This window comes from Halobaculum gomorrense, assembly GCF_900129775.1.
GTDB classification, from domain to species: domain Archaea; phylum Halobacteriota; class Halobacteria; order Halobacteriales; family Haloferacaceae; genus Halobaculum; species Halobaculum gomorrense.
The window spans coordinates 46,828-67,421 of the sequence record NZ_FQWV01000001.1 but is presented as its reverse complement, the minus strand read 5'-3'; the positions used below and the strand labels follow the sequence as shown (position 1 = coordinate 67,421).

The window sequence follows — 20,594 nt, the reverse complement described above, 5'->3', positions numbered from 1 at the left end:
CGGTATTACAATAAATATTTACCTAACCAAAGCGGCTTTGCGTTCGTGACACGCGTGTGGCGCCGCACCGCCGGCTACTCGGCGGCCCTGTTCGCGCTCCTCGTCGCGGTCGTGACGGTGAGCGCCGGCGTGGGGCCAGTTCGGATCCCCGCCGGAACGGTGGTGGCCGCCGTCGCCAACGCCGTCGCGGTGCCGGTGGGCGTCGAGTGGGCCGCGATCGCGGGCGCCGGCGCCGGCCCGCTGACCGCCGGCCTCCCCCTTCGAGTCGAGTTCGCGCACCCGTTCGCGTTTCCGGTCTCGGAGACGCACCGCGCGATCGTGATGCGGGTCCGCCTGCCGCGCATCCTGCTGGCGGCGTTCGTCGGCGTCGGCCTCGCCACCGCCGGCACGGTGATGCAGGGCTTCTTCCGCAACCCGATGGCCGACCCGGGCATCATCGGCGTCTCCTCGGGGGCGGCCGTGGGCGCCGTCTCGTGGATCGTCGCTCCCGCGTCGGTGCTCGCGGTCCTGGGACCGCTCCGCCCGCTGCTCGCCGATGGCGCCGGCCTCCAGATCGCCGCCTTCTGCGGCGCGCTGGCGGCGGGGTTCGGCGTCTACCTGATCGCCAGCCGCGACGGGCGCACGCCCGTGGCGACGCTGCTGCTCGCGGGGGTCGCGGTCCAGACGTTCCTCGGGGCGGTGGTCTCGTATCTACTGCTCCACTCGGGCGAGTCGATCCGCCGGGTGACGTACTGGCTGATGGGCCACCTCAGCGGCGCGAGCTGGTCCGAGGTGACGGCCGCCGCCGTGGTGGTCCCCGTCTTGACGCTCGTGCTGTTCGCGTACGCCCGCGACCTGAACGTCCTGCTGCTCGGGGAGACCGACGCCGTCGCGCTCGGCGTCGACGCCGAGCGGAGCAAGCGCGTGCTGCTTGCCGTCTCGTCTGTGCTGACCGGCGCCGCCGTCGCCGTCTCCGGCGTCATCGGCTTCGTCGGGCTCATCGTCCCCCACGGCGTCCGCCTGCTTGTCGGCCCCGACCACCGGGTGCTCCTCCCGACGAGCGCGCTCGCAGGCGGGAGCTTCCTCGTCGCCGCCGACACGTTCGCGCGCTCGGGCGTCGCCGAACTTCCGGTCGGCATCGTGACCGCCGCCGCCGGTGCGCCCTTCTTCTTGTACCTGCTTCGCACTCGGGAGGTGTACGACCTGTGAGCGAGCACGGCGACCCGGGCGGCGGCGACGACCGCGCGGCCGCCCCCGACGGAATCGGCGACAGTGACGACGCCGCCGACACCGACGACGCCGACGAGCCGCCGCTGATCGCCGTCCGCGACCTCGTCGTCGCCCGGGGCGGCGAGCGTGTCCTCGACGGTGTTTCCCTCTCCGTGGACCGGGGCGAACTCGTGGGGCTCGTCGGCCCGAACGGCGCCGGCAAGACCACGCTCATCGCCGCCGTGAACGGCACGCTCGGGATCGACGGCGGCGCCGTCGAACTCGACGGCACCGACCGCCGAGCGCTGTCCCAGCGCGAGGTGGCCCGCCGCGTCGCCACCGTTCCCCAGGAGACGAACACGGCGTTCGAGTTCCCCGTCGAGTCGGTCGTGGAGATGGGACGCACCGCCTACGTCTCCCGGTTCGGCACGACGACCGAGGCCGACCGCGAGGCGATCCGCCGGGCGATGGAGCGCGCTGAGGTGCTGGAGTTCGCCGACCGCTCGGTGACAACGCTGTCGGGGGGCGAGCGCCAGCGCGTGCTGTTCGCCCGCGCGCTGGCCGCCGAGACGCCCGGCCTCCTGCTCGACGAACCGACCGCGAGCCTCGACATCAACCACCAGATCCGGACGCTCGAACTCGTCCGCGCGGTCGTCGACGAGGGGAAAGCCGCCCTCGCGGCGATCCACGACCTGAACCTCGCGGCGCGCGTCTGCGACCGACTCGTCCTCCTGGCGGGCGGCGAGGTCCGCGCGGAGGGAACCCCCCGCGAGGTGCTCTCGGACGACGCGCTCGCCGAGGCGTTCGGCGTCCGCGCCGCCGTCAACGACGACCCCGCGGTCGGCTCGCCGATGGTGACAGCGCTGCGCGAGGAGGAGTGAACGGGCGCCAAGCGCAGCGACGCGTGGCCGATACCGACCCAGTTCAAACAGAATTGTCCTAGCGCACTCATAATTGTTATACCGGGCGCCGTGTCTCGTAGAGACATGCAACAGTCGCCCGCGATCCATCGCGGAGCCCGCTCGACGGTGTCGATGGTGAACCCCGGACCGACGGGGGGTCGCGCGTGAGGGTCGTCCTCGTCGCCGGGACGACCGAGACCGCCGAGGTGCCGGGCATCAGCGCCGCCGGCGCCGACCCGGAGCTGATGCGTCACACCCCCGGCGCGGACCTGGACATCGTGGCCCACGGCGAGTTGGTCCTCGCGCCGGTCGTCCCCGTGAGCCCGAGCGGCTGCCCGACGCCAGCGGTCGTCACCCGGGCCGCCCGGGAGCTGCTCGGGTTCGACGCGGTGTGCGTCGACGCCGGGATCGCCGGCCGCACCGGCGCGCCCGCGCTCGCCGTCGGCGACGCACCGGGTGCGGACGTGCGAGAGCGGGCGGCGGTCCCGGGGGCCGAGGAGACGTACGAACGGGCGCGGGAGTTGGGCGCCGCGCTCCCCGACGACCGGCTCGTGATCGGCGAGACGATTCCGGGCGGGACGACGACTGCGCTCGGCGTCCTCCGGGCGCTGGGCGAGGAGCCGTCGGTGTCGTCGTCGCTGCCGGAGAACCCCCTGGAGCTGAAGCGGGAGGTCGTCGCCGAGGGGCTGGACGAAAGCGGGCTCGCGCCGGGCGACGCCGCCGGCGACCCGGTGCGGGCGGTCGCGGCCGTCGGCGACCCCGTGCTCGCGGCGGTCGCCGGCCTGACCGCGGGTGCCGTCGAGTCGGGCACCCGAGTGACGCTCGCGGGCGGGACGCAGCTCGCGGCCGCCGCAGCGCTCGTCCGACACGCGGGCGTCGACGCCCCCCTGACGCTCGCGACCACGTCGTTCGTCGCCGCCGACGACTCCGCAGAAATCGCCGGCCTCGCCGACTCGCTCGACGTCGAGTTGGTCGTCACCGACCCCGAGTTCGAGGCGGTCGATCACCCCGCGATGGACGCGTACGTCGCCGGCGAGGCGAAAGAGGGCGTCGGCATGGGCGGCGCGCTCAGCCTCGTCGAGGAGTCGTCCGCGTCGATGGTCGAGCTCCGCGAGCGGATCGTCGACGTGTACGACCGCCTGCTCGCGGGGCGCGATCACCCCGCGCTGAGCGGGTCGACCACCGAGGCGTCGAACGCGGCCGAGAGCGGTCGATGAGGGGGCTCGTCCTCGGCGGCACCGCCTCCGGGGTCGGCAAGACGGTCGCGGCGCTGGCAGCGATCCGGGCGCTCGACGCCGCCGGCTACGCGGTCCAGCCGGCGAAGGCCGGCCCGGACTTCATCGACCCGAGCCACCACGAGGCCGTCGCCGGAACTCCCTCCCGGACGCTCGACGCGTGGCTACAGGGTGAAGACGGGCTCCGTCGGAACTACCGCCGCGGCGAGGGGGACCTGTGCGTAGTCGAGGGGGTGATGGGCCTGTACGACGGCGACGGCTCCAGCACCGCCATGGTCGCCGAGGCGCTCGACCTGCCGGTCGTGCTCGTCGTCGACGCGAAGGCGGGGATGGAGAGCGTCGCCGCGACCGCGCTGGGCTTCCGCGAGTACGCCGCCCACGCGGACCGCGACATCGAGGTCGCGGGCGTGATCGCCCAGCGCGCCCACGGCGGGCGCCACGAACGGGGCATTTGCGAGGCGCTGCCCGAGGGGATGGCCTACCTCGGTCGGATCCCGCCGGACCCGGACCTGGAGATCCCCGACCGCCACCTCGGCCTCCACATGGGCGATGAGTCGCCGCTCCCGATCGAGGCGCTCGACGCCGCGGCCGACCACCTCGACGCCGAGGCGCTGGCCGGTCTTGCGCGCGAGCCGCCGCGACCGCCCGAGCGCGACCCGCGACCGCCGACCGGGAAGCGCGTCGCCGTCGCCGACGACGCCGCCTTCGCCTTCTCGTATCCGGCGACGCTGGAGTGCCTCCGGGAGCGCGCCGAGGTGGCGACGTTCGCGCCGACCCGCGGCGACGCGCTGCCCGACTGCGACGCCGTCTACCTTCCCGGGGGCTACCCCGAACTCCACGCGCCCGCACTCGCCGACAGCGACGCCCTCGACGACCTCGCCGACCGGGCCGCCGAGGGGCTCCCCGTGCTCGGGGAGTGCGGCGGGCTGATGGCGCTCGCGGAGACGCTGACGACCGCCGACGGCGACACCCACGAGATGGCGGGCGTCCTCCCGGCGGACGTGCGAATGCACGACCGGTATCAGGCGCTCGATCACGTCGAGCTTCGCGCACGCGGAGACACGCTCACCGCCCGGGCTGGCGAGATCCGTCGGGGTCACGAGTTCCATTACTCCTCGGCCGAGGTGGCCGACGACGCCCGCTTCGCCTTCGAGGTGGAGCGCGGCGACGGCATCGCCGACGGGCTGGACGGCCTGACCGAACACCGGACGCTCGGCACCTACGCGCACGTTCACCCCGAGAGCGGCGCGTTCGACGCGTTCCTGGAGGCGATCTGAGATGGGATCCGGCGGCGCCGTCGACGCCGGGACAGAGGAGAGATCCGACGACGGCGTCGCCGCCGTCTCGTTCGACCTGTTCGACACCCTCGTCGACGCGGACGCGCCGGACGACCCCGCCGCGGCCGTCGCCGCCGAGCTCCGCGAGCGGGGCGTCGTCGTCCCCGACGACTGGACCGACGCGTACGCCGAGCCACACCTGGAGTATGAGAAGGGAGTCGAGCACCCCCTACACCACCACGTCGCGGCGGCGCTCGCGAGCCGGGCGTCCGAGCGCGAGGCGCGCACGTTCGTCGACGACACCGCGGTGGCCGTCCGCGCGGCGTTCGATCGGCCGGTCGAGACCAGATCCGGCGCCGCCGAGACGGTCGCGGCGCTGGCCGAGAAGCGGCCCGTGGGCGTGCTGTCGAACTGCAGCGTTCCCGGACTCGTCGAACGGACGCTGGAGCGGTCGGCCGTCGACGCCGGGGACCTCGACGCCGTGGTCCCCAGCGTCGAGTGCGGGTGGCGCAAGCCCGACACGCGGGCGTTCGAGGCGGTCGCCGCCGACCTCGGCGTCCCGGCCGAGCGACTGCTCCACGTCGGCGACGACCCGGAGACCGACGGCGGGGCCGCCGACGCTGGCGCACAGTTCGTCGAGGTCGGCGAGGCGTCGCTTCCGGAACTGCCGTCGGTCGTCGCGGAGCGATGGGGCTGACCGCCCTCGCCGCCGTCGGGCTGGCGGCGGCGCTCGACGCGGCGTTCGCGGAGCCGCCGGGTCGCGTGCACCCGATCGCCCTGTTCGGCCGGGTCGTCGGCGCGGTCGACCGCGAGTGGCCCCGACCGCGGGCCGTCGGCGTCGTCGCCGCGGTCGTTCTCCCGCTGGCGTTCGCGGCGGTCGCGTGGGGCGTCGTCGCGGGCGCCGGAAGCGTCGTCGCCGCGAGCGTCGCGTGGACCGGGACCTCCGTCGCGCTCGTCGTCCCCGTCGCCACCGCGGTCGTCGCGGGGCTCGCGCTGTTCTCGCTCACAAGCCTGCGGATGCTCGTCGCCGTCGCGAGCGAGGTGGTCAAGGCGGCCGGGCGCGACGCCGGCGCTGCCCGGGAGTCGGCGATCGCGCTGGTCGGCCGGGACACGTCGGCGCTGTCGGCCGCGGGGATCCGGAGCGCGGCCGTCGAGAGCGCCGCAGAGAACCTCGCCGACGGGCTCGTCGCGCCCCTGTTGGCGTTCGCGCTCGGCGCGCAGGCGTCGCTCGTGCTCGGCGTCGCCGCCGCCGCGTGGGTGAAGGGCGTGAATACGCTCGACTCGATGCTCGGCTACCCGGACAGACCGGTCGGCACCGCCAGCGCCCGCCTCGACGACGCGGTTATGTGGGTGCCCGCCCGCGTGTCGGCCGTGTTGCTCGCCGTCGCCGCCGGGTCGCCCGGATCGCTGCTCGCCGCCCGGCGATGGGCCCGCGTCCCCGCCTCGCCGAACTCGGGGTGGCCGATGGCGACCGCGGCGGCCGCGCTCGACGTGCGGCTCGCGAAATCGGGCGCGTACACGCTCAACCCGGACGCCGACCTCCCCTCGCTCGCCGAGTCGCGAGCCGGCGTCCGAGCGGTCGCGCTCGCCGGGGCGCTGGCGTTCCTGCTCGCGGGGGTCGCAGTCCTGCCCGCAGGGGTCGCGGAGGTGACGACGTGGCCGTGAGGCCGCTCGCGGCCGTCGTCGGCGCGCTCGGCTTCCTCTCGCGCATCCCCGTCGGGCACGGCGAACAGCGGTGGGAGGCGTTCCGTCGGACGCCCGCGGCGATCCCCGCCGTCGGCTACCCGATCGGCGCGCTGCTGGCGCTCCCGTTCGCGGCGGTGGCGGTCGTGCCCGGCAGCGCCGCCGCGCTCCCGACCGAGACGGTCGCGCCGCTGTTCGTCGGCTGGGCGTACGCGGTCACCGGGATCACCCACCTCGACGGCGTCGCCGACCTGGGCGACGCGGCGGTCGTCCACGGCGACGCCGAGCGCCGCCGCGAGGTGCTGAAAGACAGCGCCGTCGGCGTCGGGGGCGCGCTCGCGCTCGCGCTCGTCGTCCTCGGCCTCGCGGCCGCGGCGGCGCTGCTCGCGGCCCTCGCGCGGACCGCGCCGGCGGCCGCCGTCGGCATCGTCGTCGCCGCCGAGGTCGGCGGGAAGGCCGCGACCGCGGCGCTGGTGTGCCTCGGCGACGCCGCTCACGAGGGACTCGGGTCGGCGCTGACTGCCGAGTCCGGCCCGCGCTCGCTGCCCGGAGTGGGCGTCGTCGCCGCGCCCGCCGCGCTCGTCGGCTGGCCCGCGCTCGCCCCCGGTCTCGCCGTTCTCCTCACCGCGACGGTCGTCGCCGCCGCGGCGCTGTGGTGGGCGAGGACCCGCCTCGGCGGCGTCAGCGGCGACGTGCTCGGTGCGACGAGCGAGACCGCCCGCGTCGCCGGGCTCCACGTGGGGGTGATCGCGTGGACGCTCTCGTGATGTGCGGGGGGCGCGGCACCCGCCTTGGGGCGGTCGGCGAGGCCGCAGAGAAGCCGCTGGTCAAGGTCGGCGGCGAGCCGATGGTCAACCGCGTGCTCGACGCGCTCGCGGCCAGCCGCGCGGACCGCGCTCACGCCGTCGTCTCGCCGCAGGCGCCCGCGACGCGCGAACACCTCCGGACGCGGGCTACGGGCGCGGCCGGCCACGGCGGCACCGGCGACTCCCTCGCCGTCGTCGACGCCCCCGGCGACGGCTACGTCGCCGACCTCGGGTACGCGCTGGAGCGGGTCGACCGGCCGGTCCTCACGGTCGTCGCGGACCTCCCGCTCCTGTCGGCCGCGGCGATCGACCGGGTGCTCGGCGCCGCGGGCGACCGGGCCGGCGCCGCCGACGCCTCGCTCGCCGTCTACGTCCCCGTCGACCTGAAACGCGGCCTCGGCGTCAGCGTCGACCCCGAGACCACGACGACGGTCGACGGTCGCCCCGTGGCGCCGACGGGCCTGAACGTCGTCGGTGCCGACGACGGCAGCGGCGACGGACCGACCGACGCCTCGCTCGTCCTCGACACCGAGCCCCTCGCGGTGAACGCGAACCGCCCGCGCGACTGCCGCGTCGCCGAGGCGCTGCTGCGTCGCGAGCGGGGGCGCGACGCGAGCGACGACCCCCGCGGACCGACCGAGCAGTCGAACTCCACCGACACCAGCCCATGAACTTCGACACCGCGCGCGACACACCGCGCACGCCCCACGGCAGCAGCGACGACACCGACGTGCTCGACTTCAGCGCGAACACGAACCCGCGCGTTCCCGACGGCACCGAGGCGGCCTACCGCGGCGCGTTCGAGGCGGCGCGGACGTACCCCGCAGAGCCGCCCGCGGCGTATCGCCACGCGGCCGCCGACTACGTGGACTGTGCGCCCGAGGCGGTGACCCCGACGCCCGGCGGTCTCGCCGCGATTCGGCTGACGATCGACCTCGCCGTCGACCCCGGCGACACCGTCGCGGTGCCGTACCCGAGCTTCGGAGAGTACGCCCGTGAGGTGCGCCTGCAGGGCGGCGAACCGACGTTCGTTCCGCAGGCGGCGATCGCTGACGTGGACCCGGCCGAGCACGCGCTCGCGATCGTCTGTAATCCGAACAACCCGACCGGGAACGCGTATCCGGACGACGACCTCCGGGCGCTGGCCGCGCGGTGTCGCGACGCCGGGACGCCCCTGCTCGTCGACGAGGCGTTCCTCGGGTTCACCGACCGGCCTTCGCTCGCGGGCGAGCCGGGCGTCGTCGTCGCCCGGTCGCTGACGAAGCTGTTCGGCCTGCCGGGGATCCGCGCGGGCTTCGCCGTCGCGACCGGCGCGTGGGGCGAGGCGCTCGCAAACGCCCGGCGCACCTGGAACCTCGGCGCGCCCGCGCTCGCCGTTGGCGCCCACTGCATGCGACGGGGGGCGTTCGTCGCCGAGACGCGCGAGCGGGTCGCGAGCGAGCGCGAGCGGATGCGGGCGGCGCTGACGGACGCGGGGTACGGGGTCCACCCCTCCGACGCGCCGTTCCTCGTGCTCGATGCGGGCGACCGCGGGGTCGACGCCGTCCTCGATGGCGCCGCCGAGGCGGGGATCGCGGTCCGCGACGCGCGGACGTTCCGCGGGCTCGACTCCCACGTCCGGGTCGCGGTCCGGACCGCCGACGAGAACGACCGCCTGCTGGAGGTGCTGCGTGGGCTTTGAGACCGCCGTCGCCGCGGGCGTGCTCCGCCTCCGGCGACCCGACACCCGCTGGCTCTCGACTGGGTGGGCCGGCGGCTTCGCCGACGCCCCGGCCGGGTACAACGTCTCCGTGCCCGAGGGGTGGGACCGGACCGATCTCGACGCGTACGTCGCACGGCGGCTCGCTGATGCCGGCTTTCGCGACGACTTCAGCGAGGACGACGGCGACGGTGTGAGCGGCGAAGACGGAGTCGCCCGCGCCGAGCGCCCGCCGTCCTCGCCGGCGCTGCTCACCGGCGTCGACATGCGCCACGCGCGGGTCGCGCGGTCGGGGTCCGTCCTCGCGGTCGCCACCGCGGGCGTCTCGAACCCCGCGGCGCTGCCGGTGGGCGGCGGGGGGCCGGCCGCGGAAGGCGAGCCCGTCGCCGCCGACGACGAGTCGACCGCCGGCGACGCCCCTGACCGCCCCGGCCGCGGGACGGTGAACATCCTCGTCGGAACCGACCGCCGTCTCGACGACGGCGCGCTCGCGAACTTGGTCGCGGTCGCCGCCGAGGCGAAGGCGGCGACGCTGCTGTCTGCGACGGGGGTCCCCGGGACGACGACCGACGCGGTGGTCGTCGGCAGCGCCCGCGACGGCGAGCCAGCGACGTTCTCGGGGAGCGCGACGCCCGTCGGGAGCGCCGCGCGAGCGTGCGTCCGCGACGCCGTCCGCGCGAGCCTCGACTCGCGGTACGCCGCCGGCGACGCGAGCGTTCCGGCCAGCGTCGCCGACGCGGAACACGGCGTCGTCACCGACCGCGAGACGGAGGTGAGGCGGGCGTGACCGACCCAGTGTGGCGCGGCGCGACGACGACCGACCCGGAATCGTTTGCCGATCCAGCCAGTAGGAGCTACCTATGACCGACACCGACCCAGACACCGAAGCCGACCGATCCGACGACGACGACCGCCCGGACGAGAACGGCCTATCCGACGAGGACAGCCGATCCGACGACCACGCCGAGAACCCCCGCGCGCGAACGCCCGGGAGGGGCGTCACCCCGTCCGCCCGCAACATCGAGCCCGCCGCGCCCGAGGCGTTCGGGCTGGTGCAGACGTGGTGGGGCGACGGGAAGGGGAAGACGACCGCCGCGCTGGGGATGGCGTTCCGGGCGGCCGGCCACGGCTACCGCGTCCACCTCCTCCAGTTCATGAAGGGCGGCGCGGACAGCGTCGAGGACGTCCGCGGCGAGTACAACGCCATCGCGGCGCTTCCGGGGATCAGCTATGAGAACTCCGGTCACTACGGCTGGCACGCGATGGCCGACGGCACCGACGAAGACGACCACACCGCCCGCGCGGCCGCGGGGTTCGAGCGCGCCCGCGAACTGGTCGACGGGTGGGCCGATCTCGACCTGACGGAACCGCTCCCCCTCGACGGCGACCCCGCGGACGGCGCGCACATGCTCGTGCTCGACGAGGTGGTGTACGCGGCCAACCGCGGACTGGTCGACCCCGAGGACCTGCTCGACCTGATCGACTCGAAGCCCGACGCCCTCGAACTCGTGCTCACCGGTGGCCACGAGGAACCCGAGTACCTGCGCGAGGCCTCGGATCTGATCACCAACGTCCGCAAGGGAAAACACCCGTTCGACGACGGCCACCGCGCCCGCAAGGGCACCGAGTACTGATGCGCGGGGGAGAGTCCGAACCCGGGGCCGTGGCCGGAGCCGGAGACCGCGAGGGCGACGCCGACGCCGCGACGCTGCTCGTCGCGGGCACGGCGAGCCACGTCGGCAAGAGCACGGTCGTCGCGGGCCTGTGTCGCCGCCTCGCCGACGCCGGCGTGTCGGTCGCGCCGTTCAAGGCCCAGAACATGAGCAACAACGCTCGGGCGGCGCTCACGCCCGCCGGCGAGTGGGGGGAGGTCGGCGTCTCGCAGTTCGTGCAGGCGCGCGCCGCGCGAGTGGAGCCGACGACGGACGCGAACCCCGTGCTCTTGAAGCCCCGCGGCGACGGCGAGAGCCAGCTCGTGATCGACGGCGAGGCCGTCGGGCACGTCGAAGCCGGCGCCTACTACGACGAGCACTGGGAGCGGGCGCGGTCGGCCGCCCGCGGGGCGTACGAGCGGCTCGCGGCCGACCACGACGTGATCGTCGCCGAGGGCGCCGGCTCCATCGCCGAGATCAACCTCCACGATCGCGACCTGGCGAACGTCGAGGTCGCCCGCTTTGCCGACGCGTCGATCCTGCTGCTGGGCGACATCGAGCGCGGGGGCGTGTTCGCGAGCCTCTACGGGACGCTCGAACTCATGCCTGCGGATCTGCGCGAACGCGTCGTCGGGACGACGATCACGAAGTTCCGCGGCGACCCCGCGATCCTCGAACCGGGGCTCGACGACCTCGAAGAGCGGACCGGGGTCCCCGTCCTCGGCGTGCTCCCGTACGACGACCCAGGGCTCCCGGAGGAGGACAGCGTGTCGCTGCCGGCCGCCGGCGAGCGCGCGGTCGTCGGCACCGACGACGGCGTCGCCGACGCGGGTGCGGTGACGGTCGCGGTGGCGCGCCTCCCGCGCGTCTCGAACTTCACCGACTTCGAGCCGCTGGCGCGCACGCCCGGCGTCCGGGTCGCGTACGTCCCGCTCGACGCCGACCTCGCGGACGCCGACGCGGTAGTGCTCCCGGGCACCAAGAACACGGTCGACGACCTGCTGGCGCTGCGCGCGGCGGGCGTCGGCGACCGGCTCCGGGCGTTCGACGGCCCCGTCGTCGGCGTCTGCGGCGGCTACCAGATCCTCGGCGAGCGCATCACGAACGCCGCGGTCGAGGGCACCGGCGACGCCGACGAGGTCGACGGGCTGGGGCTGCTCCCGGTCGAGACGCGCTTCTCGACTGACAAGCGCGTCCGGCAGACGACGGTCTCCGTCGACGGCACCGGCCCGTTTGCGGCCGCCGACGGGACCGTATCGGGGTACGAGATCCACATGGGCCGGACGGAGCCGATCGACTCGGACGCCGTCGAGACCCCGCTGGAGCCGGGGAGCGCGGCCCTCGGCGACGTGGTCGGGACGTACCTCCACGACGTGTTCGCCGCCCGGCCCGTCCGCGAGGCGTTCGTCGACGCCGTCTTCGAGCGCGCGGGGCGCGAGCGTCCCGCGGGGACCGCCGCCGCGGGCTCCCCGTACGAGGCGGCCGCCGACCTCGTCGCCGCCCTCGACTGTGAGGCGCTGTTCGGCGACGCGGCGGCTCACGACGCCGAGTCGGGTCCGTAGTCGGGGCGGACCGGTAGCCCTTTTCGCGCGGCCGGCCGAGGCCGGGTATGACCACGCCCTGCGTCCGCGTCTCCGTCTCTGAGGGCGAGCCGACGAGGGCTGCGCTCGCCGAGCGCGACCTGCTCGACGGCGACCGCGAGATCGCCGTCGAGGACGGCGACATCTTTCTCCCCGTCGTCGACGCGGCCGCCGCCCGCGAGGCGGGGTACGAGGTCGTCAACCGCGAGACAGCCGAGCGAGACGGCCCGACGCCGCCCGCGGAGCTTCTCGGGTTTGAACCCTCCTACGAGCGCCTCGGCGACATCGTCATCCTCGACGAGGACCACCCCGAGCGCGCGCGGCGGATCGCCGACGCAATCGTCGAGTCGGACGTGCCCTGCGAGGCGGTCGTCAACCGCGCCTCGAAGGTCGCCGGCGAGTACCGCGTCCGCGAGTGGGACGTGCTCTACGGCGACGGGACCGAGACGGTCCACCGCGAGTACGGCCATGAGTTCGCCATCGACATCGCCGAGGTGTACTTCTCGCCCCGCCTCGCGACCGAGCGCCACCGCGTCACAGCGCAGGTCGAAGCGGACGAACGCATTGTCGACATGTTCGCGGGCGTCGGCCCCTTCGCGGTGCCGATGGCCGCCCGCGGCGCCGCGGTGCTCGCGTGCGACGTGAACCCCGCGGCGGTCGCGTCCCTCCGGGAGAACGCCGCGCGCAACGGCGTCGCCGACGCGGTCACCGTGCTGGAGGGCGACGTGCGCGAGACGACCGCCGACTACAACGGCTGGGCCGACCGGATCGTGATGAATCTCCCCCACAGCGCCGACGGGTTCCTCGACACCGCCGTGCGGCTCGCTGGCGACGACTGCGTGATCCACCTGTACGACATCACCCACGAGGACGACCCGTTCGGCCCCGGGGAGCGAGCGGTTCGAGCGGTCGCGGAGCCCGCGGGCTACGAGGTGGAGGTGCTCACGCGTCGGGAGGTGCGGTCGTACGCGCCCCACGAGGTGAACGTCTGTCTGGACGTGCGGATTCGGCGTCCGTAGCCGCGTGCGAGTCCGAGCCACGCCGACGCACATTCGCAACCCTTATTCCCGTCATGGCAGTACGACTGATTGCACGCGCCGGTGTAGCTCAGCTGGCAGAGCGATTCCTTCGTAAGGAATAGGCCGAGGGTTCAAATCCCTCCACCGGCTTTCCTGCTGCGAACGAACGTGAACAGCGAAAGGTGGATAGGAATTTGAATTAGACCGGACTCGCTTCGCTCCTCCGGGCGTGGTTCGCACTCCTCTCCACCGACTTTCCACCGCTCTTCACATCAGTTCCAGCCAGCCGGTGGCGATCCGCTTGCCGGTGGCGACCCGTCGGTCAGTCGTCGTCCGCAGCGGGCGCCCCCTCGCCTTCCATGCGCTCGTGTCGCGGCCGGGGGGTCGCTGACGACACCCGGCCTGCCCACCGCGCGATGTTGTCCTGGACGTAGGTGTAGCCGCCCCAGCTGACGGCGACGCCGACGCCGATGGCGATGGCTGCGGCGATCCCCCACGCGATCGCCTGCGCGAACACGGTGAGGATGCTGGTGTCGACGCCCATCGTCGACAGCCCGATCACGACGGCGGTGAAGTAGAGGAACAGCCTCGTCCCCGTAGCGAACCAGGTGGTGTACTCCGTCTGCGTCGCCGCCTCAGTCCGGGTGATCGCGTCGCCGATGAAGTCCGCGACGACGAACCCGAACACGATCACGAGCAGTCCACCGACGAACGCCGGGAGGTACGACACCGCGGCCTGGATCCACTCCGACAGCAGCGGGATCGCGAGCACGTTCGCGGCCGCCAGCACCGCCAGCGCGTACACGAACCACTTGCCGAGCGTGCCGAACGCCCTCGAGACGGCCGACTCCGTTCCGCCGAGGATCGTCTCTAGCGGCGTCGCCAACACCGCTCGGTCGACTTCGACGCGGTCGGCGAGCACGCGGATCACCCGGGAGGCGCCGTCCCCGACCACCCAGCCGATCAGGAGGATCACCAGCGCGCCGAGCAACCGCGGCAGGAAGGCTACCGTCTGCGCGACAACTTCCTGAAGCCAGTCCGGTACCGTGATCTGGGCGACGACCGCGCCGCCAGTGATAGAGCGCATACCAACTGGAATCGAGGCGATCGAAGCCCTTTGTTAGCCACATCGGCGCACGGCGAGGAGCGGCACAATTGTCAGCCTACCGTCAACCGGTCCAGCCCGAGGCGGAGCGGCGGTGCCGCGAGCGTGGATCCCGATGCGGACACGTCGATCGGTGACAGGAGTACGGAAGCCCTGTCGGGGCGACACGAAGCGGGAGCGGCGACGACACCGAGCCCGGAGCGAAACCGGGAAGCGCCGGGCGGGCGTCCTCCCGCCATGCTCACCTTCATCGGACTCGGCCTCTGGAACGAGCGCTCGGTCACCGTCGAGGGCCGCGAGGCGCTGCGGGTGGCCGACCGCGTGTTCGCGGAGTTCTACACGAGTCGGCTCGCGGGCACCACCGTCGAGGCACTCGAAGCGCACCACGGCGCCGACATCGAGGTGCGCGACCGCGCCGGCGTCGAGCAGGACCCGTCGGCGATCCTCGACGCCGCCGAAGACGGGGAGATCGCCTTTTGTACCGCCGGCGACACGATGATCTCGACGACGCACGTCGACCTCCGCGTGCGCGCGGCCGAGCGCAGCATCGACACCCGCGTGATCCACGGCGTCACCGCCCAGTCGGCCGCCTCCTCGTTGACGGGGCTCCAGAACTACCGCTTCGGCAAGGCGGTGACCCTCCCATTCGAGTACGCCCACGGTGCCGAGGGAACCCCGCAAAGCGTCATTGACGGGATCGAGGCGAACCGCGAGCGCGGCCTCCACACCCTCGTCTACCTCGACATCAAGGTCGCCGGGTCCTCGCCCGCCGGGCCTGCCGAGGGGGAGTCAGACGAGTACATGACCGCCGACCACGCCGCCGCGGCGCTCGCGCGCGACTGGGACGAGGACGCGGTGGGCGTCGCGGTCGCGCGGGCTGGCAGCCCGGAGCCGGTCGTCGCCGCGGACGCGCTGGGGGTGCTGGGCGAGCGCGAGTTCGGCGAGCCGCTGCACATGCTCGTGATCCCGGGGGAGTTGCACCACCTGGAGGCCGAAGCGCTCGCGACGTTGGCGGGGTGTCCGCGGGACGTGTTGCCCTCGTTCGAGTGACGCGAGGCATCGGCTGAGACAGTCCGGTTTGTAGCCGAACCCGTTACCGTTCGTCGGCGTCGCTGCCGCCACCATCCGCCCGCACCGGCTCCCGCGGGAGGTCAAGCGACTCCAGCAGGTCGTACTCCTCGTTCGTGACCATGTACAGCACGTCCTCGATGACGGTGACGAGCTCGGGAAGCTCGCGGACGACGAGGTAGGTGATCCCCACGAGCGCGACGACCGCGAGCACCTGCGAGATGACGCGGTCCGAGAGAAAAAAGGACACCATGTACGGGTCCGACGAGCCGAACAGGAACAGCACCTCGTCGACGAACAGCTGGAGGTACTGGTTCCCGAAGGCGATCCCGATGAAGGTGGTTCGAACGATGTTGAGCAGCCAGATCGTCGGGATGGAGACGGCCAGCCCGCGGAGCTTGCGGCCGAGCGGGGCGCGAACCGCGGCGATGAGCCCGGCGAAGATGGCCATGCTTCCCAGCCCGGTGCACGCGAGCACGATCTCGAAGACGAGGCCGTGCCCCTCGGCGGTGACGAACCGGTAGGCGTTGTGATACCCGAGGATCGGGCCGGTGACACGCGTCGGGTGGTACCCCAACTGCGCCATCGCCCAGCCGGTCTGCTCGGTGACGACGAGGACGAGGCCCCGCTTGAGCGGCTCGACCGACTCGAACGGGAAGTAGACGATCCCCATCGCGGCGACGGCGCGCGAGAGCACCAGCAGCGAGTCGCGGCCGGTCCACAGCAGCCACCCGGCGTACAGGCTCGCGGGGACCGCCAGCAGCGAGAGCACGCCCTCGACGTAGCTCTTCTGTGTGAACGCGAAGTGCGGGAACAGCGCCAGCCAGAAGGCGGCGAACAGCACCCAGCCGGCGGTCGCGAGCGTGCGCTCGGGGGGCGTCTCGAACCCGTCGAGGCGACGGCGGAGGGTCGCAAGCGCGCCCGCCTCGCCGCCGACGCGGTGGCGGCGGACGTACTCGACGCCCGCCCCGGCGAGGAACGTCGCGATCACCACCCACCCGAGCAGGTCGGTGAAGAGACTCGCCATTCGTCGTATGGTCGGCGCTGTGAGGTAAAGCCCTTGTCGTCTCGTGTATCGTGGACGCGAAGCCGCGCCGGCCTGCGAATCGATGGCGCTGTCGCTGGAGGGTGTAGCGTGTCGAAAGAAAGGGTCCGCGTGAAGCGGAAAGTGACCGGGTTACGCCCGGTCAGTCGTATCTTTAGTTGTCGCGGCGTTCCCGGCGAAAGCCGGGAGCACGTGAGAACTCAGTTAGTTCTCACGGCGGACTGCCAGCAGCGCAGCGCCGATGAGGGCGATGACTGCGAGGACAGCGCCGAAGCCGGGCGTCGAGGTGGACGTCTCGGTCGGCGTTGCCGTGTCGCCGCCGCCGTCAGCCGGCGTCGCGGTGGCCGTCGCAGTGGCCGTCGCGGTGGCGGTGGCGGTGGCGGTTGCCGTCGCCGTCGCGGTTGCCGTCTGCGTGCCCTCAGTGGCCGTCGCGGTGGCCGTCGGGGTGGCCGTGCTCTCGACGATGTTGCCGTCGACGGTTGAGCTAGTCAGCGTGTTGCTGACCTTGAACGCGTCACCAGCGTTGAGGCCGTCAGGCGTCGTGAAGTCGAAGCTCGCCGACCACGTACCGCTGGCGGAGACTTCGACGCTCTGGCTCTTGATGAACGCCGGCTGGCTGTCCTGCGCGGACTGGACACGAACCGTGAAGTTCGTACCAGGCGCGTAGGTGCTCGTACCGGAGATCATCTGGCCCGAGGACGCGGTCACGTTGACCGGGTCCATGTTGTACGAGACCGTCCCGTCGACAATCTCGAACTCGGAGGAGACGGACTGCGCAGCGTCCGTGCTGGTGTCGCCATCATCGAGGAGACGCTCGTCGTCCACGGTGATGGTCGCGTTGAAGTTGTTGCCCGCGCTGAGCGCGACGTTCGTGTCGCTACCCTGGCGCTCGAAGGCGACAGCGCTCGGCTGGTACGCGATGTAGTAGGTGTCGTTCTCAGCGTCCGAGATGATCGTCAGAGAGCTTGCGGACTCCGTGACGTTCAGCTCGAGCGGCTCGCGGTTCGAGATCGGGTTGGTCTGGACGACCGACACCGACACGTTCCCGTTGAGGATGGCGTTCGCGAGGCCGTTCTGAGAGGCCGCGAGGCCCTCAAGACCGGAGGCGCTGAGCTGGTGGACGATGTAGTCGCCCTTGACGATCGCGCTGTCCTGCGTCAGCTCCGTGTTCTCGACGAGCGTGGTGACCGTCGAGGCGTCGGCGTTGCTGAAGGAGGTGCCGGCAGGCGCGGTCCAGAGCTGCTGGCCCGTGGTCTGCCGCTCCTGGATGAACAGCGTGCCGAGCGCGTCGGCGGCGTTGACTACGGTGCCGGGCTGCACGTTGCCGGCAGAGGCGTAGAGGCTGTAGTCGCCAGTGTCGAGGAGCGAACCGACGTTCGCCTCGGGGCTGGTGGGGTTGTTGAAGGTAACCGAGTCGTCCGAGTCCGCAACCGACACGACGGTACCAAGGCTGTTGTTACCCGCCGTGTAGGTGTTGAACTGGATGGTGACGGACTGACCGTCGTCCTCACCGTCGGTCACCGTGAGGTTCGCCTGGTAACCGGACTGGTCGGCGTTACCGATAACGACCGTCCCAGTCTGGGTACCCTCCAGGTTGACCGTGATGCTCGCGATGTCACCCTGGTCGACCTCGTAGCTACCGGACTGGCCGAAGGAGGCCATGTTGTCGGCCGCCTGAGTGACGTTGGTGGTCGTCGTGGCGGTGACGCCGGTGTTCACGTCCGTCGCGCGGACAGTGTACTCACCAGACGTGTCGTAGGTGCCGAGGTCGAATGCGACCTCACCGTCAGAGTCGACGGTGACTTGCGTCGAGTCGACGACCTCGTCGTCGCTGTTGACGAGTTCAACATCGACCGGGCGGTTGATGTCACCGGACGTGACGGTGCCCGTGATGTTCTCCTCCGTAGTGAAGGAGGTCTGATCGACCGAGATTCCCAGACCGAGGTCCTTCAGGACGAGGTTCTCGGTGGTGGAGTTCGAGCCGACTTCGTACGTGCCGGTCTCGAAGCCGTCCGTGTTCAGGACGTAGACCTGGCTACCGACGCCCGATCCACGAGTCACGTCAGTGCTCGGGCCATCGATAGTGAACATCGACTGGAGCGACTCGCCCTCCAGTGCCACGTTTGCACCGGAGTATCCGGTCGTGTTGGCCACGTTGTTGTTACCGAATCCACTCACGGTGGTCGGCGCGAACCTGACGTCCACAGTTTGCTGGTCCATTACGTTACCGTCCTGATCTTCAAGACCAGCGACAGTGACGTTCTGGACATTGCTGTAGACTTCGTCCGTGTCAACGACGAAGCGTGCACCGCCGGATGCGGTAGTATTGACCGATAGAGCAGCGTCGGCGAGGGTGGCGGTAGAGCCGTCCTCAAAGCCAACCTCAACCGTGGCGTTGCTTGTGTTCGTTACATCTTCGTTGAACGCGATCTCGATGATGGCCCCGTCGTCGGAATCGACGTAGTGCGTAGCCTTACGCACGTCAGGGGCTCCAGATGCGTTTGCCGCAGCGGCAGCTCCTGTGAACGCGACAGTGCCAGCGAAGACGCTGAACACCATCAGCGCTGTCAGGAACAGCGCGCGGATCTTGTTGTTAGTTTCTGTCATGGTTTGCTGTAGTCGCACTGCAACCGGCGACAACATCGTTCGCCCACGCCTGCTCCAGAACGCCCGCGATGCAGACTCGGCGAGGGATACTCTCTGCTGTCACCATGGGTAGGGGTACGGGCGTAACCAACATCGGACCTTATAAATCTCTTGTGGTAAATCGGAACCCAAGTCAACGCTTCACACACCCGAATTTGGGGGGTAGAAGCCCGCTTCCCAAAATCGCCGATAAGTATTTTGTGGGAAACAGTTAGAGATCTGACTATCATCAGCGTAGAAACTGAGTGAATATATTTTGCGCGCACTGCTGCACGAGTCGACACTGCGGTAGTGTTCTCTGATCGGTAGTGATCACTCTCATGGACGAGGAGCAACGCCGAACGGTCAGCCGTGCCCCTGCGCGGTTCACCACTCACCGCTCCGATCGCGAACGACCTGCTCCGCGGGACCAGTTCGCGCATCTGTCGAGAGCTTCACCCCCGCGTTCAGACTTGTCTGGATCCCGGTTTTCACGCCGTCGCCGCAGACGACGCCGAACTTCCGGCGCCCGGTCGAGACGACTTCCCCCTTCACCAGCACCCGAACGTCCTCGTCGTCGTGCCGGAGGTTCGCGACCGTCGTCCCCGCGCCAAAGTTCACGTCGCGCCCGAGCACGCTGTCGCCGACGTACGAGAGGTGCCCCACCGTCGCGCCCGCCATGAGCACGCTGTTTTTCACCTCGACGCTGTGGCCGACAGACGCGTCCGCTCCGAGTAGTGTTCGCCCGCGCACGTACGCGTTGGGGCCGACAGTCGCCCCCGACCGGATCAGCGCCGGCCCCTCGACGACGACGCCGGCGTCGACCTCGGCGCCCTCCTCGACGACGACGTCGCCGCGGACCTCGGCGTTCTCGTGGATCTGGCCGTCGAGACGGCGCTCCAACTCGTCGAGTTTCCACTCGTTCGCCGCGAGCAGTTCCCACGGACGACCCACGTCGAGCCAGCGGTCGAACGGCACCGCCCGCACGTCCCGCTCGCGACACGCCCGCTCCAGCACGTCGGTGAGTTCGAGTTCGCCGCGTTCGCTCTCGCCGACGTCCAGCCAGTCGTGTGCGGCCGCGGGGAAGACGTACGCGCCCGTGTTGATGCGGTTCGAGGGAGGGTCCGCAGGTTTCTCGGTCACGCCGGTAACGCGCGTCTCGCCCTCTGACTCCGACGTGTGGAGGACGCCGTAGGCGCTGGGGTTGTCGACGCGGTAGGAGCCGACCGAAGGGGCGCGGTCGTACAGCGCCGTCAACGACGCCTCGTCGTACAGCGCGTCGCCGTTGAGCACCGCGAAGGGGCCGTCGTCGAGGGCGTCCGCGCCGGCACGGACCGCGTCTGCCGTGCCGCGCTGGTCGGCCTGTTCGGCGAACTCGACCGGCACGCCGGCGTACTCGTCGCCGAAGTAGGCGCGAACGTCGGTGGACTCGTATCCGACGACGATCACCAGCCGGGACGCGCCGGCCGCGACGGCCGTCTCCGCGGTGTGGGCCACGAGCGGCTTCCCGGCGACGGGGAGCATTGGTTTGGGCCGCCGGTCGGTGAGCGGCCGCATCCGGGTCCCCTGCCCGGCGGCGAGAATGACGGTTTGCACGCGAGTCGGAACTCCCGGGACGCCCAAATCCGTTCCGACTGCCGACCGCGTTGCCTCCTTCTGTGCGTTTCTCCGCCCGGGACCGCCCCCGGCGGTCCGCGAGTGAAGCGAACA

General features: G+C 71.8%; 18 protein-coding genes and 1 tRNA gene. 15 read left to right on the top strand and 4 right to left on the bottom strand.

Annotation, left to right across the window (positions count from 1 at the left end):
* Positions 1-45 precede the first annotated feature (45 nt).
* From btuC to BUE16_RS00200, 14 genes are all read left to right on the top strand, one after another.
* Positions 46-1,188 (top strand): vitamin B12 ABC transporter permease BtuC, encoded by a 1,143-nt coding sequence (gene btuC, locus BUE16_RS00265; RefSeq protein ID WP_073306356.1) that lies wholly within the window; start codon positions 46-48, stop codon positions 1,186-1,188.
* Positions 1,185-2,069 carry an ABC transporter ATP-binding protein gene (locus BUE16_RS00260; protein ID WP_234972297.1) on the top strand — a complete coding sequence of 295 codons (885 nt, stop codon included), beginning with the start codon at positions 1,185-1,187 and terminating at the stop codon, positions 2,067-2,069. The genes btuC and BUE16_RS00260 overlap by 4 nt, the downstream gene beginning before the upstream one ends.
* A 185-nt stretch (positions 2,070-2,254) precedes the next feature.
* Positions 2,255-3,307, top strand: coding sequence for a nicotinate mononucleotide-dependent phosphoribosyltransferase CobT (gene cobT / locus BUE16_RS00255; protein WP_073306354.1), 1,053 nt, complete (start codon positions 2,255-2,257; stop codon positions 3,305-3,307).
* A complete protein-coding gene (locus BUE16_RS00250) occupies positions 3,304-4,602 on the top strand; it encodes a cobyrinic acid a,c-diamide synthase (protein ID WP_073306352.1) in 1,299 nt (432 codons plus the stop codon). Before cobT ends, BUE16_RS00250 begins: the two co-directional genes overlap by 4 nt.
* Position 4,603: 1 nt before the next feature.
* Positions 4,604-5,299, top strand: coding sequence for an HAD family hydrolase (locus BUE16_RS00245; protein WP_073306350.1), 696 nt, complete (start codon positions 4,604-4,606; stop codon positions 5,297-5,299).
* Positions 5,290-6,267, top strand: a complete 978-nt coding sequence (locus tag BUE16_RS17085) for a CobD/CbiB family cobalamin biosynthesis protein (protein WP_073306348.1) — start codon at positions 5,290-5,292, stop codon at positions 6,265-6,267. Before BUE16_RS00245 ends, BUE16_RS17085 begins: the two co-directional genes overlap by 10 nt.
* Complete coding sequence (locus BUE16_RS00235) at positions 6,258-7,052, top strand: adenosylcobinamide-GDP ribazoletransferase (protein WP_234972296.1); 795 nt, start codon at positions 6,258-6,260, stop codon at positions 7,050-7,052. The genes BUE16_RS17085 and BUE16_RS00235 overlap by 10 nt, the downstream gene beginning before the upstream one ends.
* Positions 7,037-7,762, top strand: coding sequence for an NTP transferase domain-containing protein (locus tag BUE16_RS00230; RefSeq protein WP_234972295.1), 726 nt, complete (start codon positions 7,037-7,039; stop codon positions 7,760-7,762). The genes BUE16_RS00235 and BUE16_RS00230 overlap by 16 nt, the downstream gene beginning before the upstream one ends.
* Positions 7,759-8,772, top strand: coding sequence for a threonine-phosphate decarboxylase (locus BUE16_RS00225; RefSeq protein ID WP_073306346.1), 1,014 nt, complete (start codon positions 7,759-7,761; stop codon positions 8,770-8,772). Before BUE16_RS00230 ends, BUE16_RS00225 begins: the two co-directional genes overlap by 4 nt.
* Positions 8,762-9,577, top strand: a complete 816-nt coding sequence (locus tag BUE16_RS00220) for an adenosylcobinamide amidohydrolase (RefSeq protein WP_073306344.1) — start codon at positions 8,762-8,764, stop codon at positions 9,575-9,577. The genes BUE16_RS00225 and BUE16_RS00220 overlap by 11 nt, the downstream gene beginning before the upstream one ends.
* A 73-nt stretch (positions 9,578-9,650) precedes the next feature.
* Entirely contained in the window at positions 9,651-10,424 is a 774-nt protein-coding gene (locus BUE16_RS00215) for a cob(I)yrinic acid a,c-diamide adenosyltransferase (protein WP_073306341.1), read from the top strand.
* The gene (locus tag BUE16_RS00210; RefSeq protein WP_079991415.1) at positions 10,424-12,004 is read left to right on the top strand and encodes a cobyric acid synthase; all 1,581 of its coding nucleotides are present in this window, start codon (positions 10,424-10,426) and stop codon (positions 12,002-12,004) included. Before BUE16_RS00215 ends, BUE16_RS00210 begins: the two co-directional genes overlap by 1 nt.
* 47 nt (positions 12,005-12,051) lie before the next feature.
* Positions 12,052-13,041, top strand: coding sequence for a class I SAM-dependent methyltransferase (locus BUE16_RS00205; RefSeq protein ID WP_073306339.1), 990 nt, complete (start codon positions 12,052-12,054; stop codon positions 13,039-13,041).
* Between the two features lie 77 nt (positions 13,042-13,118).
* Positions 13,119-13,191 (top strand) — tRNA-Thr (locus tag BUE16_RS00200).
* Positions 13,192-13,363: 172 nt separating this feature from the next.
* Here the strand turns inward: BUE16_RS00200 and BUE16_RS00195 are convergent.
* Positions 13,364-14,128, bottom strand: a complete 765-nt coding sequence (locus BUE16_RS00195) for a mechanosensitive ion channel family protein (protein ID WP_073306337.1) — start codon at positions 14,126-14,128, stop codon at positions 13,364-13,366.
* A 255-nt stretch (positions 14,129-14,383) separates the two neighbouring features.
* Here BUE16_RS00195 and dph5 point away from each other — a divergent pair, with 255 nt between their 5' ends.
* A complete protein-coding gene (gene dph5, locus BUE16_RS00190) occupies positions 14,384-15,196 on the top strand; it encodes a diphthine synthase (protein WP_073306335.1) in 813 nt (270 codons plus the stop codon).
* Positions 15,197-15,239: 43 nt separating this feature from the next.
* Here dph5 and artA read toward each other — a convergent pair whose 3' ends face one another.
* The 3 genes from artA to glmU all read right to left on the bottom strand — a co-directional run bounded on the left by artA (position 15,240) and on the right by glmU (position 20,480).
* Positions 15,240-16,241 carry an archaeosortase A gene (gene artA, locus BUE16_RS00185; RefSeq protein ID WP_073306333.1) on the bottom strand — a complete coding sequence of 334 codons (1,002 nt, stop codon included), beginning with the start codon at positions 16,239-16,241 and terminating at the stop codon, positions 15,240-15,242.
* A 222-nt stretch (positions 16,242-16,463) separates the two neighbouring features.
* Positions 16,464-18,866 (bottom strand): DUF7827 domain-containing protein, encoded by a 2,403-nt coding sequence (locus BUE16_RS00180; protein WP_073306331.1) that lies wholly within the window; start codon positions 18,864-18,866, stop codon positions 16,464-16,466.
* A gap of 405 nt (positions 18,867-19,271) precedes the next feature.
* Positions 19,272-20,480: a bifunctional sugar-1-phosphate nucleotidylyltransferase/acetyltransferase gene (gene glmU / locus BUE16_RS00175; RefSeq protein ID WP_073306329.1), complete on the bottom strand. Its 1,209-nt coding sequence runs from the start codon at positions 20,478-20,480 to the stop codon at positions 19,272-19,274.
* Positions 20,481-20,594 lie beyond the last annotated feature (114 nt).

Bases quoted from the DNA above. Each gene is read 5' to 3' on its own strand.
- BUE16_RS00250 (WP_073306352.1), top strand. From the start codon at position 3,304: ATGAGGGGGCTCGTCCTCGGCGGCACCGCCTCCGGGGTCGGCAAGACG.
- BUE16_RS00245 (WP_073306350.1), top strand. From the start codon at position 4,604: ATGGGATCCGGCGGCGCCGTCGACGCCGGGACAGAGGAGAGATCCGAC.
- BUE16_RS17085 (WP_073306348.1), top strand. From the start codon at position 5,290: ATGGGGCTGACCGCCCTCGCCGCCGTCGGGCTGGCGGCGGCGCTCGAC.
- BUE16_RS00225 (WP_073306346.1), top strand. From the start codon at position 7,759: ATGAACTTCGACACCGCGCGCGACACACCGCGCACGCCCCACGGCAGC.
- BUE16_RS00215 (WP_073306341.1), top strand. From the start codon at position 9,651: ATGACCGACACCGACCCAGACACCGAAGCCGACCGATCCGACGACGAC.
- BUE16_RS00210 (WP_079991415.1), top strand. From the start codon at position 10,424: ATGCGCGGGGGAGAGTCCGAACCCGGGGCCGTGGCCGGAGCCGGAGAC.
- BUE16_RS00205 (WP_073306339.1), top strand. From the start codon at position 12,052: ATGACCACGCCCTGCGTCCGCGTCTCCGTCTCTGAGGGCGAGCCGACG.
- BUE16_RS00195 (WP_073306337.1), bottom strand. From the start codon at position 14,128: ATGCGCTCTATCACTGGCGGCGCGGTCGTCGCCCAGATCACGGTACCG.
- dph5 (WP_073306335.1), top strand. From the start codon at position 14,384: ATGCTCACCTTCATCGGACTCGGCCTCTGGAACGAGCGCTCGGTCACC.
- artA (WP_073306333.1), bottom strand. From the start codon at position 16,241: ATGGCGAGTCTCTTCACCGACCTGCTCGGGTGGGTGGTGATCGCGACG.
- BUE16_RS00180 (WP_073306331.1), bottom strand. From the start codon at position 18,866: ATGACAGAAACTAACAACAAGATCCGCGCGCTGTTCCTGACAGCGCTG.